The 14,359-nt window shown below is 58.4% G+C and carries 26 protein-coding genes; all 26 read left to right on the plus strand.

From position 1 onward, the window contains the following. Positions 1–403 (plus strand): 50S ribosomal protein L2 (gene rplB / locus PKC81_RS06885; RefSeq protein ID WP_324334438.1); only part of this gene is annotated, 403 nt, incomplete at its 5' end. Positions 404–406: 3 nt separating this feature from the next. Beyond that, positions 407–682: a 30S ribosomal protein S19 gene (gene rpsS, locus PKC81_RS06890; protein ID WP_324334440.1), complete on the plus strand. Its 276-nt coding sequence runs from the start codon at positions 407–409 to the stop codon at positions 680–682. Further along, positions 682–1,062 (plus strand): 50S ribosomal protein L22, encoded by a 381-nt coding sequence (rplV, locus tag PKC81_RS06895; protein WP_298605454.1) that lies wholly within the window; start codon positions 682–684, stop codon positions 1,060–1,062. Before rpsS ends, rplV begins: the two co-directional genes overlap by 1 nt. Positions 1,063–1,064: 2 nt before the next feature. Beyond that, complete coding sequence (gene rpsC, locus PKC81_RS06900) at positions 1,065–1,772, plus strand: 30S ribosomal protein S3 (RefSeq protein WP_298605452.1); 708 nt, start codon at positions 1,065–1,067, stop codon at positions 1,770–1,772. Positions 1,773–1,792: 20 nt separating this feature from the next. Further along, positions 1,793–2,230: a 50S ribosomal protein L16 gene (gene rplP, locus PKC81_RS06905; RefSeq protein ID WP_298605449.1), complete on the plus strand. Its 438-nt coding sequence runs from the start codon at positions 1,793–1,795 to the stop codon at positions 2,228–2,230. Beyond that, entirely contained in the window at positions 2,227–2,436 is a 210-nt protein-coding gene (rpmC, locus tag PKC81_RS06910) for a 50S ribosomal protein L29 (RefSeq protein ID WP_298605447.1), read from the plus strand. Before rplP ends, rpmC begins: the two co-directional genes overlap by 4 nt. A 12-nt stretch (positions 2,437–2,448) precedes the next feature. Further along, positions 2,449–2,721, plus strand: coding sequence for a 30S ribosomal protein S17 (rpsQ, locus tag PKC81_RS06915; RefSeq protein ID WP_298605445.1), 273 nt, complete (start codon positions 2,449–2,451; stop codon positions 2,719–2,721). A 3-nt stretch (positions 2,722–2,724) separates the two neighbouring features. Continuing rightward, positions 2,725–3,093, plus strand: a complete 369-nt coding sequence (gene rplN / locus PKC81_RS06920) for a 50S ribosomal protein L14 (protein ID WP_298605444.1) — start codon at positions 2,725–2,727, stop codon at positions 3,091–3,093. Between the two features lie 2 nt (positions 3,094–3,095). Continuing rightward, on the plus strand, positions 3,096–3,416 hold the full coding sequence (rplX, locus tag PKC81_RS06925) for a 50S ribosomal protein L24 (protein WP_298605442.1): 321 nt from the start codon (positions 3,096–3,098) through the stop codon (positions 3,414–3,416). Continuing rightward, positions 3,409–3,993, plus strand: a complete 585-nt coding sequence (gene rplE, locus PKC81_RS06930; RefSeq protein WP_324334449.1) for a 50S ribosomal protein L5 — start codon at positions 3,409–3,411, stop codon at positions 3,991–3,993. Before rplX ends, rplE begins: the two co-directional genes overlap by 8 nt. 46 nt (positions 3,994–4,039) lie before the next feature. Beyond that, positions 4,040–4,345, plus strand: a complete 306-nt coding sequence (gene rpsN / locus PKC81_RS06935; protein WP_115547718.1) for a 30S ribosomal protein S14 — start codon at positions 4,040–4,042, stop codon at positions 4,343–4,345. 12 nt (positions 4,346–4,357) lie between these two features. Continuing rightward, positions 4,358–4,753: a 30S ribosomal protein S8 gene (rpsH, locus tag PKC81_RS06940; RefSeq protein ID WP_298605437.1), complete on the plus strand. Its 396-nt coding sequence runs from the start codon at positions 4,358–4,360 to the stop codon at positions 4,751–4,753. After that, entirely contained in the window at positions 4,753–5,286 is a 534-nt protein-coding gene (gene rplF, locus PKC81_RS06945; protein WP_298605435.1) for a 50S ribosomal protein L6, read from the plus strand. Before rpsH ends, rplF begins: the two co-directional genes overlap by 1 nt. Positions 5,287–5,289: 3 nt before the next feature. Next, on the plus strand, positions 5,290–5,643 hold the full coding sequence (rplR, locus tag PKC81_RS06950; protein WP_298605433.1) for a 50S ribosomal protein L18: 354 nt from the start codon (positions 5,290–5,292) through the stop codon (positions 5,641–5,643). Positions 5,644–5,645: 2 nt separating this feature from the next. After that, positions 5,646–6,335 (plus strand): 30S ribosomal protein S5, encoded by a 690-nt coding sequence (gene rpsE / locus PKC81_RS06955; protein ID WP_298605470.1) that lies wholly within the window; start codon positions 5,646–5,648, stop codon positions 6,333–6,335. A 6-nt stretch (positions 6,336–6,341) separates the two neighbouring features. Beyond that, complete coding sequence (gene rpmD / locus PKC81_RS06960) at positions 6,342–6,518, plus strand: 50S ribosomal protein L30 (protein WP_115547722.1); 177 nt, start codon at positions 6,342–6,344, stop codon at positions 6,516–6,518. Between the two features lie 88 nt (positions 6,519–6,606). Continuing rightward, positions 6,607–7,122 carry a 50S ribosomal protein L15 gene (rplO, locus tag PKC81_RS06965; RefSeq protein WP_298605430.1) on the plus strand — a complete coding sequence of 172 codons (516 nt, stop codon included), beginning with the start codon at positions 6,607–6,609 and terminating at the stop codon, positions 7,120–7,122. 178 nt (positions 7,123–7,300) lie between these two features. After that, positions 7,301–8,677, plus strand: coding sequence for a preprotein translocase subunit SecY (secY, locus tag PKC81_RS06970; protein ID WP_324334455.1), 1,377 nt, complete (start codon positions 7,301–7,303; stop codon positions 8,675–8,677). Between the two features lie 48 nt (positions 8,678–8,725). Further along, complete coding sequence (locus PKC81_RS06975) at positions 8,726–9,370, plus strand: adenylate kinase (RefSeq protein WP_324334545.1); 645 nt, start codon at positions 8,726–8,728, stop codon at positions 9,368–9,370. A 60-nt stretch (positions 9,371–9,430) separates the two neighbouring features. Further along, positions 9,431–10,183, plus strand: a complete 753-nt coding sequence (locus tag PKC81_RS06980) for a hypothetical protein (RefSeq protein WP_324334457.1) — start codon at positions 9,431–9,433, stop codon at positions 10,181–10,183. Positions 10,184–10,219: 36 nt separating this feature from the next. Further along, complete coding sequence (locus PKC81_RS06985) at positions 10,220–10,684, plus strand: ATP-dependent zinc protease (protein ID WP_324334459.1); 465 nt, start codon at positions 10,220–10,222, stop codon at positions 10,682–10,684. After that, on the plus strand, positions 10,681–11,586 hold the full coding sequence (gene rimK / locus PKC81_RS06990; RefSeq protein ID WP_324334461.1) for a 30S ribosomal protein S6--L-glutamate ligase: 906 nt from the start codon (positions 10,681–10,683) through the stop codon (positions 11,584–11,586). Before PKC81_RS06985 ends, rimK begins: the two co-directional genes overlap by 4 nt. Positions 11,587–11,772: 186 nt before the next feature. Further along, positions 11,773–12,141 (plus strand): 30S ribosomal protein S13, encoded by a 369-nt coding sequence (gene rpsM / locus PKC81_RS06995; protein WP_298605420.1) that lies wholly within the window; start codon positions 11,773–11,775, stop codon positions 12,139–12,141. Between the two features lie 47 nt (positions 12,142–12,188). Next, a complete protein-coding gene (gene rpsK, locus PKC81_RS07000) occupies positions 12,189–12,578 on the plus strand; it encodes a 30S ribosomal protein S11 (RefSeq protein ID WP_298605419.1) in 390 nt (129 codons plus the stop codon). A 103-nt stretch (positions 12,579–12,681) separates the two neighbouring features. Further along, the gene (locus PKC81_RS07005; RefSeq protein WP_324334464.1) at positions 12,682–13,743 is read left to right on the plus strand and encodes a DNA-directed RNA polymerase subunit alpha; all 1,062 of its coding nucleotides are present in this window, start codon (positions 12,682–12,684) and stop codon (positions 13,741–13,743) included. A gap of 162 nt (positions 13,744–13,905) precedes the next feature. Next, positions 13,906–14,322: a 50S ribosomal protein L17 gene (gene rplQ / locus PKC81_RS07010; protein WP_324334466.1), complete on the plus strand. Its 417-nt coding sequence runs from the start codon at positions 13,906–13,908 to the stop codon at positions 14,320–14,322. Positions 14,323–14,359: the final 37 nt, after the last annotated feature.

Raw genomic sequence — 14,359 nt, forward strand, 5'->3', positions numbered from 1 at the left:
GATGAAGCCGGGCAAGGGCGGTCAGATCGCCCGTTCGGCAGGCACTTATGTGCAGCTCGTCGGACGTGATGGCGGCAAGGTCATCGTTCGCCTGAATTCGGGTGAACAGCGTTACATCCTGGGCAGCTGCATGGGCACGGTTGGCGCGGTTTCAAACCCCGACAACTCGAACACCACGCTCGCCAAGGCTGGTCGCAACCGCTGGAAGGGCATCAAGCCCCTGACCCGCGGTGTTGCGAAGAACCCGGTCGACCACCCGCACGGCGGTGGTGAAGGCCGTACCTCTGGCGGTCGCCATCCGGTGACGCCATGGGGCAAGCCGACCAAGGGTGCACGTACTCGCTCCAACAAGTCGACCGACAAGATGATCATCCGGTCGCGTCATGCGAAGAAGAAGAGGTAAGTCATGGCTCGTTCCGTCTGGAAAGGTCCCTTTGTCGACCTGTATCTGCTGAAAAAAGCAGAAACCGCGCAGGATGCGAACAGCGCAGCGCCGATCAAGACCTGGTCGCGCCGCTCGACGATCCTCCCGCAGTTCGTCGGCCTGACGTTCAACGTCTATAACGGCCACAAGTTCGTCCCTGTCTCGGTCAACGAAGACATGGTCGGCCACAAGCTGGGCGAGTTCGCGCCCACCCGTACCTATCACGGTCACGGCGCAGACAAGAAGGGCAAACGCTAATGGGTAAGCAAGCCGCCCCCCGCCGCGTTGGCGAAAAGGAAGCTTTGGCTGTTGGCACCACGATCCGTGGTTCCGCGCAGAAGCTCAACCTTGTTGCTGCGCTGATCCGTGGCCGCAAGGTCGAAGAAGCGCTCAACATCCTCACCTTCTCGAAGCGTGCAATGGCTGTTGATGCGAAGAAGGTGCTGGCTTCGGCCATCGCCAATGCGGAAAACAACCACAATCTCGACGTCGACAGCCTTGTCGTTGCCGAGGCAAGTGTCGGCAAGGCGCTGACCATGAAGCGTTTCCACGCTCGTGGCCGCGGCAAGTCGACCCGCATCCTGAAACCGTTCAGCCGCCTGCGCATCGTCGTTCGCGAACAGGAAGAAGAGGCTTAATCATGGGTCAGAAGAGCAATCCGATCGGCCTCCGCCTGCAGATCAACCGCACGTGGGACAGCCGCTGGTACGCCGAAGGTGCGGACTATGGCCGCATGTTGCTGGAAGATATCAACATCCGCAAGTTCATCATGAAGACGCTGCCCCAGGCTGCGATCTCCAAGGTGGTGATTGAGCGTCCGGCGAAGCTGTGCCGCGTTTCGATCTATGCGGCGCGCCCCGGCGTGATCATCGGCAAAAAGGGTGCCGACATCGAGAAGCTGAAAAAGGCCATTGGTAAGTACACCGATGCCGACGTCAGCCTCAACATCGTCGAAATCCGCAAGCCTGAAATCGACGCCAAGCTCGTCGCTCAGGGTGTTGCTGATCAGCTCATCCGTCGTATCGCCTTCCGCCGCGCCATGAAGCGTGCGGTGCAGTCGGCGCTTCGTTTGGGTGCAGAAGGCATCAAGATCACCTGCGGTGGTCGTTTGGGCGGTGCTGAAATTGCGCGCGTCGAATGGTATCGCGAAGGTCGTGTTCCGCTGCACACTCTGCGCGCCAATGTCGACTATGCCGAGGCCGAAGCGCTAACCGCTTATGGCATCATCGGTATCAAGGTCTGGATCTTCAAGGGTGAAATCCTTGGTCATGACCCGATGGCGACCGACCGCTTGATGATGGAAGCGCAGACCTCGGGCGTTCGCCCGCAGTCTGATCACCGTCGCTGATAAGGGAATAGGCAAGCATCATGTTGCAACCTAAGAAAACCAAGTTCCGCAAGCAGTTCAAGGGCCGCATCTCTGGCAATGCCAAGGGTGGTACCGATCTGAACTTCGGTTCGTATGGCCTCAAGGCGCTGGAGCCGGAACGCATCACTGCGCGCCAGATCGAAGCGGCCCGTCGTGCGATCACCCGTCACATCAAGCGTCAGGGACGTTTGTGGATCCGAGTGTTCCCGGATGTTCCCGTATCGAAAAAGCCTGCCGAAGTCCGTCAGGGTAAGGGCAAGGGTTCCGTCGAATATTGGGCAGCCAAGGTTAAGCCTGGCCGCATCCTGTTTGAACTCGACGGTGTTCCGGGCCAGATTGCTGCCGTGGCATTCAGCCGCGCGGCGATGAAGCTGCCCATCAAGACCAAGGTTGTTGCCCGTCTTGGCGACACCTCGCATCTGGGAGCCGAAGGATGAGCAAGACTGAAGACCTGCGCGTCAAGACCGACGACCAGCTGGCAGCCCAGCTTGGCGAACTGAAGCGTGAGCAGTTCAATCTGCGCTTCCAGGGCGCTACCGGTCAGCTGGAAAAGCCGGCTCGCATCCGCGAAGTGCGCCGAGATATCGCGCGCATCAAAACCCTGCAGAGCGAGCGTGCAAGCGCCGCGAAGCAATCGGCATAAGGAGCACAACCGATGCCTAAACGTATTCTTACCGGCACCGTGGTGTCCGACAAGAACGACAAGACGGTCGTTGTGCTCGTTGAGCGCAAGGTGAAGCACCCGCTTTACGGCAAGATCATCCGTCGTTCGAAGAAGTATCACGCGCATGATGAAGCCAACACCGCGAAAGCCGGTGAAGTGGTTCGCATCCAGGAATGTGCGCCGATCTCGAAGAACAAGACCTGGACTCTGGTGGAGCGCGTTGGTGCCGCACCCGAGGCTGCAGCCGAACTCGCGGAGGGTTGATCCATGATTCAGATGCAATCCAATCTCGATGTGGCTGACAACAGCGGCGCCAAGCGCGTCCAGTGCATCAAGGTTCTCGGCGGTTCCAAGCGTCGTACCGCTGGCGTTGGCGACATCATCGTGGTGTCGATAAAGGAAGCCCAGCCGCGCGGCAAGGTGAAGAAGGGCGACGTGCACAAGGCCGTCATCGTTCGCACCCGCAAGGACATCCGCCGTCCCGACGGTTCGGTTATCCGTTTCGACTCCAACGCTGCCGTGCTTATCGGTAACAACAAGGAGCCGATCGGCACCCGTATCTTTGGCCCCGTAGTTCGTGAACTGCGTGCCAAGAACCACATGAAAATCATCAGCTTGGCACCGGAGGTGCTGTAATCATGGCTATGGCGAAAATCAAAAAGGGCGACACGGTTGTCGTGCTCGCCGGCAAGGACAAGGGCAAGACTGGTGAAGTCACCCGCGTCGATCCGAAGGCGTCGAAAGTCGTCGTGTCGGGCGTCAATGTTGCCGTGCGTCACCGCAAGCCGAGCCAGGCAAACCCGCAGGGCGGCCTCGACCGTTTCGAAGCCCCGCTGCATATCTCGAACGTTGCGATTGCCGACAAGAATGGCAAGCCGAGCCGCGTTCGCATTGAAACCGGCAAAGACGGCAAGAAGACTCGCGTCGCCGTGAAAACCGGGGAGAAGATCGATGGCTGATCAAAAATACACCCCGCGCATGAAGCAGCGCTATGACGATGCCGTCGTCAAGGCCCTGACCGAAAAGTTCGGCTATACCAACCGCATGGCTGTTCCGAAGATCGAAAAGATCACGCTCAACATGGGCGTCGGCGAAGGCTCGCAAGACAAGAAGAAGGTTACGACCGCTCTTGAGGAAATGAAGCTGATTGCTGGCCAACAGCCGGTTGTCACGCGTGCCCGCAAGTCGATCGCAGGCTTCAAACTGCGCGAAGGCATGCCGATTGGCGTCAAGGTGACGCTGCGCGGTGCCCGCATGTACGAATTTCTGGACCGTCTCGTCACGATCGCAATGCCCCGCATCCGCGACTTCCGTGGCCTGAACCCGAAGAGCTTTGACGGCGCCGGCAACTTTGCCATGGGCCTGAAAGAGCAGATCATCTTCCCGGAAATCAGCTATGATTCGATCGATACCGTTCGCGGTATGGACGTAATCGTAACCACCACCGCAAACAGCGACGATGAGGCCCGTGAGCTTCTTCGCCTGTTTGGTTTCCCCTTCCCGCAAGAACAAGCAGAGGAAAAGGAAGCAGCGTAAAATCGCAGCTCCCGCCCTCTTGTCAGAAAGGACGAGAACTTAAGTCATGGCGAAACTGAGTTCCATTAATAAAAATGAGCGTCGTAAGAAGCTCGTCAAGAAATATGCCGGTCAATATGCTCGGCTGAAGGCAATAGCCAATGACGAGTCGAAGGACGAAAGCGAGCGTCTGATCGCGCGCCTGAAACTGGCCGAGATCCCGCGCAATGGCAACCCGACCCGCGTTCGCAACCGTTGCGAAACCACGGGCCGTCCGCGCGCTTACTACCGCAAATTCCGGCTCTGCCGTATCCAGTTGCGCGATCTGGCCAATAAGGGCCTGATCCCCGGCGTGACGAAATCGAGCTGGTAAGGGATAGAGAAAATGGCATTGACCGATCCTTTGGGTGATATGCTCACCCGCATCCGCAACGGCCAGCGCGCGAAGAAAGACTCTGTGCTTTCGCCCGCGTCGAAGCTGCGTGCCCGCGTCCTCGACGTGCTGCAGCGCGAAGGCTATATCCGTGGTTACAGCGAAGAAGCACTGGGCGCCCACAAGGGCCTGCGCATCGAGCTGAAATATTTCGAAGGCCAGCCTGCGATCCAGCATGTTGCACGCGTTTCGAAGCCCGGCCGCCGCGTCTATTCGGGCAGCACCGAGCTTCCCGTTGTCCGCAATGGCCTAGGCATCACCATCGTTTCCACACCGAAGGGTGTGCTTTCGGACGCCGAAGCACGCGCCCAAAATGTCGGCGGTGAAATCCTGGCGGAGGTGTTCTGATGAGCCGCATTGGTAAGAAACCCGTTGCCATTCCGGCTGGCGTGACCGCCAGCATCGGTGATGGCACCTTGTCGGTGAAGGGCCCGAAGGGCGAACTCACCATGCCGATGAGCGACCTGATTTCCTATGAAATCAAGGACGAAGGCGTGTCAGTTATGCCTGCGAACAAGAGCAAGGAAGCTCGCGCATTCTGGGGCATGCAGCGCACGCTGGTGCAGAACCTGGTCACGGGCGTGACCGATGGTTTCACCAAGGTGCTCGAAATCACCGGCGTTGGCTATCGTGCAACAGCCCAGGGCAAGATCCTGAAGCTGCAACTCGGTTACAGCCATGACGTGAACTTCGACGTTCCGGAAGGCATTGAAATCAAGACCCCGGATAACACCACGGTGGAAATCATCGGGATCGACAAGCAGAAGGTTGGGCAGGTTGCTGCCGAAATCCGTCGCTGGCGCAAGCCGGAACCCTATAAGGGCAAGGGCATCAAGTACCGCGGCGAATATATCTTCCGCAAAGAAGGGAAGAAGAAATAAGCCATGGCTAAACTGTCTCTCTTTGAAAAGCGCCGCCAGCGCGTTCGTTCGAAACTGCGTGCGCAGGTTGCCGGACGTCCCCGTCTTTCGGTGCACCGCACCGGTCGCCACATCTATGCCCAGGTCATCGATGACTCCAAGGGTGTGACCGTGGCTTCGGCTTCGACCAACGACAAGGCGGTCAAGACCAAGAACGGTTCGACCTCTGCTGCCGCCGCCGAAGTCGGTAAGCGCGTTGCAGAAGCTGCGAAGAAGGCTGGCGTGACCAGCGTCGTCTTCGACCGTGGTGGTTTCCTGTTCCATGGCCGCGTCAAGGCGCTGGCCGATGCTGCCCGCGAAGGTGGGCTGGAGTTCTGATGATGGCTGACGAAAACAACACCAACGAAGACGTCGTCGTCGACGCAGCTGCTCCGGAAGCGGTTGAAGCAGAAGGCGGCCGTCGCGGCCGTGGTCGTGGACGTGGCGAAGGTGGCGGCCGTGGCCGTCGCGATGATCGTCGTCCGCGCGAGGAAAAGGAAGATGATGGCACGATCGAAAAGCTCGTCCACATCAACCGCGTTTCGAAAACCGTCAAGGGCGGTAAGCGCTTCGGTTTTGCCGCTCTCGTCGTGGTCGGCGATGGCCAGGGCCGCGTTGGCTTTGGCCATGGCAAGGCGCGCGAAGTGCCGGAAGCCATCAACAAGGCGACCGCTGCTGCGAAAAAGAAAATGATCCGCGTTCCGTTGAAAGATGGTCGCACGCTGCATCATGACGGCACCGGTCGTTTCGGCGCAGGCAATGTCTATGTCCGTTCGGCACCTGCCGGTACCGGTATCATTGCTGGCGGTCCGATGCGCGCCGTGTTCGAAAGCCTTGGTGTTGCCGATGTGGTGACCAAGTCAATCGGCACGTCGAACCCGTATAACATGGTCCGCGCCACTTTTGCGGCCCTGTCCGAACAGACCAGCCCCAAATCGGTGGCGCAGCGTCGCGGCAAGAAAATCGCCGACCTTCTCGGCCGCGGTGGCAGCAAGACTGCCGAAGCCGACGCCGAAGCTATTACGGAGTAATTCGACATGGCGAAAATCAAGATCAAGCAGACCGGTTCGCCGATCCGCCGCCCCGCCGTTCAGCGCAAGACGCTGCAGGGTCTGGGCCTCGACAAGATGCACAAGGTGGTCGAACTTGAAGACACCGCCGAAGTGCGCGGCATGATCCGCTCCGTGCGGCACATGGTCGAAGTAATCGGCTAAAATAATACCCTCTCCCGCTTGCGGGGGAGGGAAAATAGAGACAGTCCCTATTTTCAGGCGCGAAACAAAGCGAAAGCGAGTGCAAGACATGAAACTGAATGACATCCGTGATAATGAAGGCGCACGTCATCGCAAGATGCGCGTTGGCCGTGGTATCGGTTCGGGCAAAGGCAAGACCTCTGGCCGCGGCCAAAAGGGTCAGAAGAGCCGTTCGGGCGTAGCCGTCAAGGGCTTTGAAGGTGGTCAGATGCCCCTTCACATGCGCATTCCGAAGCGTGGCTTCAACAACATCTTCGCCAAGGATTATGCCGAAGTGAATTTGGGCATGATTCAGAAGTTCATCGACGCGAAGAAGCTCGACACCAAGGCTGTCATTGATCAGGCTGCGCTTAAGGCTGCTGGCCTGTCGCGTGGTGGCAAGGACGGCGTCCGTATTCTCGCCAAGGGTACTCTGACTGCGAAGGTCAATCTTTCGGTTGCCGGCGCATCGAAGGCTGCTGTCGAAGCTGTCGAAAAGGCTGGCGGCAAGGTTGAAATCCTGACCGTGAAGCCTGCGGCCGAAAAAGCTGCCGAGAAGAAGGGCAGCGCCAAGAAGGCCAAGTGATTAAAGAGGCATAGTCCTCTTGTGCAATAGACCCCGCGTCCCGATATTGGCTCTGGCCGATATGGGCTGCGGGGTTTGGTGTTTCCGGGCTTCGGAAACATCGACATGTGAATTCGGGGTAGATTGCTCCCGCCGCAACGGCTAGCGCAGCAATCGGGAATCAAGGGAAAGTTATTTCATGGCATCGCGAGCCGACAAAATGGCATCCGGCGTAAATTTTTCGAACTTCGGAAAAGCCACCGATCTTAAGAGCCGCATCTGGTTCACCATCGGTGCGCTGATCGTGTTTCGTCTGTTGAGCTTCGTCCCGCTGCCGGGCGTTGATCCGATCGCACAGGCTGCGCTTTATGCGAACAACGCCGCCGGCGGCGTACTCGATATCTTCAACACTTTCTCGGGCGGTTCGCTTGAGCGCATGAGCCTCATCGCGCTCGGCGTGATGCCCTATATTACTGCGTCGATCGTTGTGCAGTTGGCTGCTTCGCTGTCGCCTACGCTCGCGGCGATCAAGAAAGAAGGCGAAAGCGGGCGCAAGAAGCTCAACCAGTACACGCGTTATGGCACTGTATTGCTGACCGCCGTACAGGGCTATTTCTTGGCCGCTGGCCTTGAATCGTTGTCGGCTGCGAATGGTATCAGCGCGGTTGTTGAACCGGGCCTGATGTTCCGCATCGTTGCAACCATCAGCCTGATTGGTGGTACATTGTTCCTGATGTGGCTGGGCGAACAGATTACCTCGCGGGGTATCGGCAATGGTATTTCGCTGATCATCATGGCGGGTATCGTCGCGCAGATGCCGCGCCTTGTCGCCAATTTGCTTGAAGGCGGACGTACTGGCTCGATCAGTGGGGTGATCGTTGTTGGCTTCATCGCGATGTTCGTTGGCTTGACACTGCTCATCTGCTTCTTTGAACGTGCCCAGCGGCGTGTGTTGGTGCAATATCCCAAGCGGGCAACGCAGCGCGGCATGATGCAGGCGGATCGCAGCCACCTGCCGCTGAAGTTGAACACCGCAGGCGTCATCCCGCCGATCTTTGCATCGTCGCTTCTGCTGCTGCCGGTGACGATCAGCCAGTTGGGCGGTAATCAGGTCGCGGGCGAAAGCGCGAGCGGCGATTTCATCATCCAGTTGCTGCAATGGCTGCAGCATGGCCAGCCCGTCTATCTGCTGCTTTATGGCCTCGGCATTGTCTTCTTCTGCTTCTTCTACACCGCGGTTGTCTTCAACCCCGAAGAAACGGCTGAAAATCTGAAAAAGGCCGGTGGGTTCATTCCTGGCATCCGCCCTGGCAAGAATACGCAGGACTATCTGGATTATGTGCTGACGCGCATCACCGTTTTGGGCGCTGCCTATCTGACTTTGGTCTGTCTGCTTCCTGACTTCATGATGGGGCAGACCGGCCAGACGCAGTTTTTCGTTCTGGGCGGGACCAGCCTGCTGATTCTCGTGAACGTTACGGTTGACACGATCGCACAGATCCAGGGCCATCTGATGGCGCACCAATATGGCGATCTGCTGAAAAAAGCGAAACTCAAGGGCAATCGCGGACGCTGATTCAGCAAGCGCAATGAAAACAAGGGACGGGGCAAAGTGAGCAAAACGCTGAACATCATTCTTCTCGGCCCTCCGGGTGCCGGCAAGGGCACGCAGGCAGGTATTTTGGTCGACACCCGCGCCATGGTGCAGCTGTCGACCGGTGACATGCTCCGGGCTGCGGTCAAGGCTGGAACGCCAACAGGCCTGAAGGCCAAGGCGGTGATGGATGCGGGTGAGCTGGTTTCGGACGAAATCGTCTCTGGTATCATCGGCGACGCGCTTGATAAATTGGCACCCGAAACCGGCGTGATCTTTGACGGTTATCCGCGGACCGATGCGCAAGCGCATTCGCTGGACAGCATTTTGCAAGAGCGCAATCGCACCCTGCACCATGTTATCGAACTTGCGGTCAACGAAGACGCGCTGGTCGAGCGCATCGTCGGTCGTTTCACCTGCGCCAATTGCGGCGAAGGCTATCACGACACGTTCAAGAAGCCTGCCAAAGACGGCGTCTGCGACAAGTGCGGATCGAGCGAATTCAAGCGCCGACCGGATGATAATGAAGAAACCGTCCGCACGCGCATGGCTGAGTATCGCGTCAAGACCGAACCGATACTGCCGATCTACGAAGCCCGTGGGTTGGTTAGCAAGGTCGACGGCATGGCTGATATCGACGACGTAACCAAGGCGATCGCCGCCATATTGGGCTGAGCCCGCATTTCCATCGCAATCTACATTGCCGAGCAGGGGGCTGCACGGCTATCAGGGCGCATGATCAAACCTATTATATCTGGCGCTACCTTGCTGGCGCTTTTCGCGACCCCTGCACAGGCAGAGGTCAAAACCATGACCGAACAGGGCTTTTCGACATTGCATGCTGCCGATGTGTTGGCGAAGCCGGAAGATGTCTGGAAACGCCTACTCGCCCCCAAAGACTGGTGGAACCCGGCGCACAGCTGGTCTGGCAGCACTGAAGGTTTTTACATCGATCCACAAGCCGGCGGCTGTTTCTGCGAACTGTTTCAGGAAAAGGACAAGGACGGCAAAGTCGCCACCAAGGGCAGCGTCGAGCATATGCGCGTCCTGTTCTCGCAACCCGGCAAGGTCCTTAGGATGCGCGGCAGTCTCGGTCCGCTGCAGGCCGAGGCGGCGACAGGAACTTTGACTATTGCCATGGAACCTTTGAAGAGCGGATCCGGAACGCGGGTCAGTTTCTCCTATGTTGTCGGTGGCTATATGCGTTTTAAAACCGCAGACATCGGGCCTGCCGTGGATGCGGTGCTGCGCGAACAGTTTGACCGGATGATCAAGCCGCTTGGTAAGGTTGTCGGCAATGAAACGGGTGAGGCACCGGAAGAAACCAAGAAGGCCGATGCCAAGGCACCTACCAAAGCCGACCCCAAAAAAGCCGGGGAAAAAACTGATCTTGACGCGGCAGTCGATGCTATCGAGCCTGAGCCCAAGCTTGGCAAACCCGAGCAAGTCGAGGCAGACGACGCCGAAAGCGCCGATCAGCCAGAATAATCCCTGATCATGGTCGATCCATCCTCACCGCCCCGCATGCGGCGCAAAAAGCCAGTGCGCGCGAAAGCCGAAATCGGTTGGTGTGAACTGGTCGACCTGCCGGGCCTTGGTCTCTCCGCAATCCATGCCAAGATGGATACAGGGGCCGCCACATCGTCGATCCATGCCACACGGGTGAGGCCATTCGAACGCGAGGGCAGGGAATGGGTTGAATTCTGGTTTCGTCCCTTTCCGGGCGACACACCGCGCCGCTTCGAAGCCCCCTTGGTAGACCGGCGCCAGGTGCGCAGCTCGAACGGGGAAAAGCAGCACCGCTTTGTCATCGAAACGCAAATCTGCCTGGGTAAATTATGTTGGAAATCTGAACTGACACTGGCGAACCGGCGGTCGATGGCCTTTCCCGTCTTGATCGGGCGACGGGCTTTAAGGCGCGGGTTGATGCTGGTGAACAGCGGACGAAAATGGGTGCTGGGAAAGCCCGCACCATTGGAGGAAAAATGAAAATCGCAATGCTCGCGCGCAATGCCGGGCTTTATTCGCACCAACGCCTTGCCGAAGCGGCTCGGGCGCGGGGGCACGACATCGATATATTGAACACGTTGCGGGTGACGATGAACATCACCTCGCACCGGCCCGAAGCCTATTATCAGGGTGAGAAGATCAAGCGCTACGACGCGGTCATCCCGCGTATCGGGGCTTCGGTGACATTTTACGGTCTTGCCGTGTTGCGCCAGTTCGAGATGATGAAGATCTGGTCGCTCAATGAAAGCGTTGCGATCGGCCGGTCGCGCGACAAGCTGCGCAGCCTGCAGATTTTGGCGCGCAAGGGACTCGGACTGCCTGTAACAGCTTTCGCACATGATCCGCGCCAGACCGGTGAAGTTATCCAGATGGTCGGCGGTGCGCCGGTGGTTATCAAACTGCTCGAAGGAACGCAGGGTATCGGGGTGGTATTAGCCGAAACCGAAAACAGCGCACGTTCGGTGATCGAAGCCTTTCGCGGCGCGAATGTGAACATCCTCGTTCAGGAATTCATCAAGGAAGCCAAAGGCGCCGACATTCGCGCCTTTGTTATCGGCAACAAGGTTGTCGCGGCGATGGAACGGCAAGGTGCGGATGATGATTTCCGGTCTAACCTGCATCGCGGCGGGACGGCCAGTGCGATCAAGATTACACCCGAGGAGCGTTCGACCGCTGTCCGCGCCGCGCGGGCGTTGGGCCTTAATGTAGCCGGTGTCGACATGTTGCGGTCGAACCACGGCCCCGTGATCATGGAAGTGAACAGCTCGCCCGGTCTTGAGGGTATCGAAAAGGCAACCAACAAGGATATCGCGACCAAAATAATCCAGTTCATCGAAGATAATGCCGAGGCTGGAAAGACACGGACCAAGGGCACCGGCTGAGTAGTGAAAAGCGCGGTAGCGGGCGGCTTGACACCCTGCCCGACTCACCGTAAAGGGGGTGCATCCGACACACTGGTAAAACCAGCAGCGCTTTTTTGCGCCCGCTGGTTTTTTCTGCGTTGTCGGCCCAACACTTTCGCGTTGAGATAAAACCTTTCGGGGTTTTGTGGAGCAAGGAGCAAGAAATTGGCACGTATTGCCGGGGTTAACCTACCTACCAATAAGCGCGTTATCATTGCGCTCACCTACATCCATGGCATTGGCCGCACCAAGGCGGTCGAAATTGCCGACAAGCTGGGAATCGATCACACCCGCCGGGTGCAGGATCTTTCGGACGCTGAAGTCCTGAAGATCCGCGAAACGATCGATGCCGACCACACCGTCGAAGGTGACCTTCGCCGTAACACTGCGATGAACATCAAGCGTTTGATGGACCTCGCATGCTATCGCGGCCTGCGTCATCGTAAGGGTCTTCCTGTCCGCGGTCAGCGCACGCACACCAATGCGCGCACCCGCAAGGGCAAGGCGAAGCCCATCGCCGGCAAGAAGAAGTAAGCGCGGGTCTCCGCAGCTTTTCCCAGATACAGACAGGATAGAGCAAAATGGCACGCGAACCACAGCGCATCAAACGGCGCGAACGCAAGAATATCTCGGCAGGTGTTGCCCACGTCAACGCCAGCTTCAACAACACGATGATCACCATCACCGACGCACAGGGCAATGCCATCAGCTGGTCGTCGGCAGGCATGATGGGCTTCAAGGGCAGCCGCAAGTCGACTCCCTATGCTGCCCAGGTAGCTGCAGAAGACGCTGGCAAGAAGGCTGCGGAACATGGCGTCCGCACGCTCGAAGTCGAAGTGAAGGGTCCCGGTTCGGGCCGCGAGAGCGCCCTGCGCGCTTTGCAGGCCGTCGGCTTCACCATCACTTCGATCCGCGATGTGACGCCGATTCCGCACAATGGCGTGCGTCCTTCCAAGCGTCGCCGCGTCTGAAGCCGTTTCAAGGGTGCGGGCCATCCGGTTCGCGTCCTTTATTTTCAAGGCGGTTCGGTAAGGTGCACCAATACACCGATCCCGCCCAACCTAGGGGAAATCCATGTCCGTCAACATGAAGAACTGGCAGGAACTGAAAAAGCCCATGGGCCTCGAAGTGAAGCCCGCTGGCGACGCACGTCGCAAGGCAACCTTCGTCGCCGAACCTCTCGAGCGTGGCTTCGGCCTGACGCTCGGCAACGCGCTGCGCCGCGTGCTGCTCTCGTCGCTGCAGGGCGCAGCGATCACCTCGATCAAGATCGAAAATGTCCTTCACGAATTCTCGTCGCTTGCCGGCGTGCGTGAAGACGTGACCGATATCGTTCTGAACATCAAGCAGGTTGCCCTGAAGATGGAGGGCGAAGGCCCGAAGCGCATGCAGCTTTCGGCTACCGGCCCCGCTACCGTGAAGGCTGGCGACATCGCTGTCACCGGTGACATCCAGGTGATGAACCCTGATCTGGTCATCTGCCACCTCGACGAAGGTGCAACGCTGAACATGGAAATCACTGCTGACACCGGCAAGGGTTATGTTCCTGCTGTTGCCAACCGTCCGGCAGACGCTCCGATCGGCCTCATCCCGGTTGACTCGCTTTACTCGCCGGTCCGCCAGGTCGCTTACAAGATCGACAATGCGCGTATTGGCCAGGAACTGGACTTCGATAAGCTGAACCTGACCGTTGAAACCGACGGCACGGTAACCCCGGAAGATGCCGTCGCTTATGCAGCGCGCATCCTTCAGGACCAGCTGCAGGTCTTCGTCCACTTCGAAGAGTCGATGGCTGCTTCGTCGCCGATGATCGGTCTCGCTGCCGCTCCGGCCTCGAGCGAGGAATCGGACGCCAACCAGCTCAACCGTTACCTCCTCAAGAAGGTCGACGAGCTGGAGCTTTCGGTCCGTTCGGCCAACTGCCTCAAGAACGACAACATCATCTATATCGGCGACCTCGTTCAGAAGAGCGAAGCCGAGATGCTGCGCACGCCGAATTTCGGCCGCAAGTCGCTCAACGAAATCAAGGAAGTCCTTTCGTCGATGGGTCTGCGCCTCGGCATGGACATCCCCGGCTGGCCGCCTGAGAATATCGAAGAAATGGCCAAGAAGCTCGAGCAAGAGCTTTTGGGTTAAGAAGGCGTCGCCCCTGCGAATGCAGGGGCCGCTTTATGTTTACGCCATGCCTCCAGCGGCCCCTGCCTTCGCAGGGGTGACGGGGCAGGGAAAAGGGCCACCCGTCAAACGGCCTGGACTGGGGTACCTTGCACGGCCCCCTTACGAACGAAGGAATGAAATATGCGCCATAAAGTAGGCCAACGTAAACTGAACCGCACCGGCAGCCATCGCATCGCGATGTTGCGCAACATGGCGGCTTCGCTGATCAAGCACGAACAGATCACCACCGGCGTTGCCAAGGCGAAAGAACTTCGCCCCTATGTTGAAAAGCTGATTACGCTTGCCAAGAAGGGCGGCCTTTCGAACCGCCGTCTGGCGCAGAGCCGCCTGATGGACGACGTCCAACTCGCCAAGTTGTTCGACGTGCTTGCCACGCGCTATGCAGACCGCAACGGCGGTTACACCCGTATCATCAAGGCCGGTTACCGCGCTTCGGACGCTTCGCCGATGGCGATCATTGAATTGGTCGACCGCGACACCAGCGCCAAGGGTCAGGATTCGGGCCCGGTTGATGTGGATATGGACGAAGCGGCCTAGTCGGCGATTCATTTTGAGCTTTTAGAAAGGGGGACGG

The sequence above is a fragment of the Sphingorhabdus sp. genome (assembly GCF_035329025.1).
Lineage (GTDB): Bacteria > Pseudomonadota > Alphaproteobacteria > Sphingomonadales > Sphingomonadaceae > Sphingorhabdus_B.

Coding starts and splice junctions, on each gene's coding strand:
- rpsS (WP_324334440.1), top strand. CDS start 407: ATGGCTCGTTCCGTCTGGAAAGGTCCCTTTGTCGACCTGTATCTGCTG.
- rplV (WP_298605454.1), top strand. CDS start 682: ATGGGTAAGCAAGCCGCCCCCCGCCGCGTTGGCGAAAAGGAAGCTTTG.
- rpsC (WP_298605452.1), top strand. CDS start 1,065: ATGGGTCAGAAGAGCAATCCGATCGGCCTCCGCCTGCAGATCAACCGC.
- rplP (WP_298605449.1), top strand. CDS start 1,793: ATGTTGCAACCTAAGAAAACCAAGTTCCGCAAGCAGTTCAAGGGCCGC.
- rpmC (WP_298605447.1), top strand. CDS start 2,227: ATGAGCAAGACTGAAGACCTGCGCGTCAAGACCGACGACCAGCTGGCA.
- rpsQ (WP_298605445.1), top strand. CDS start 2,449: ATGCCTAAACGTATTCTTACCGGCACCGTGGTGTCCGACAAGAACGAC.
- rplN (WP_298605444.1), top strand. CDS start 2,725: ATGATTCAGATGCAATCCAATCTCGATGTGGCTGACAACAGCGGCGCC.
- rplX (WP_298605442.1), top strand. CDS start 3,096: ATGGCTATGGCGAAAATCAAAAAGGGCGACACGGTTGTCGTGCTCGCC.
- rplE (WP_324334449.1), top strand. CDS start 3,409: ATGGCTGATCAAAAATACACCCCGCGCATGAAGCAGCGCTATGACGAT.
- rpsN (WP_115547718.1), top strand. CDS start 4,040: ATGGCGAAACTGAGTTCCATTAATAAAAATGAGCGTCGTAAGAAGCTC.
- rpsH (WP_298605437.1), top strand. CDS start 4,358: ATGGCATTGACCGATCCTTTGGGTGATATGCTCACCCGCATCCGCAAC.
- rplF (WP_298605435.1), top strand. CDS start 4,753: ATGAGCCGCATTGGTAAGAAACCCGTTGCCATTCCGGCTGGCGTGACC.
- rplR (WP_298605433.1), top strand. CDS start 5,290: ATGGCTAAACTGTCTCTCTTTGAAAAGCGCCGCCAGCGCGTTCGTTCG.
- rpsE (WP_298605470.1), top strand. CDS start 5,646: ATGGCTGACGAAAACAACACCAACGAAGACGTCGTCGTCGACGCAGCT.
- rpmD (WP_115547722.1), top strand. CDS start 6,342: ATGGCGAAAATCAAGATCAAGCAGACCGGTTCGCCGATCCGCCGCCCC.
- rplO (WP_298605430.1), top strand. CDS start 6,607: ATGAAACTGAATGACATCCGTGATAATGAAGGCGCACGTCATCGCAAG.
- secY (WP_324334455.1), top strand. CDS start 7,301: ATGGCATCGCGAGCCGACAAAATGGCATCCGGCGTAAATTTTTCGAAC.
- PKC81_RS06980 (WP_324334457.1), top strand. CDS start 9,431: ATGATCAAACCTATTATATCTGGCGCTACCTTGCTGGCGCTTTTCGCG.
- PKC81_RS06985 (WP_324334459.1), top strand. CDS start 10,220: ATGCGGCGCAAAAAGCCAGTGCGCGCGAAAGCCGAAATCGGTTGGTGT.
- rimK (WP_324334461.1), top strand. CDS start 10,681: ATGAAAATCGCAATGCTCGCGCGCAATGCCGGGCTTTATTCGCACCAA.
- rpsK (WP_298605419.1), top strand. CDS start 12,189: ATGGCACGCGAACCACAGCGCATCAAACGGCGCGAACGCAAGAATATC.
- PKC81_RS07005 (WP_324334464.1), top strand. CDS start 12,682: ATGTCCGTCAACATGAAGAACTGGCAGGAACTGAAAAAGCCCATGGGC.
- rplQ (WP_324334466.1), top strand. CDS start 13,906: ATGCGCCATAAAGTAGGCCAACGTAAACTGAACCGCACCGGCAGCCAT.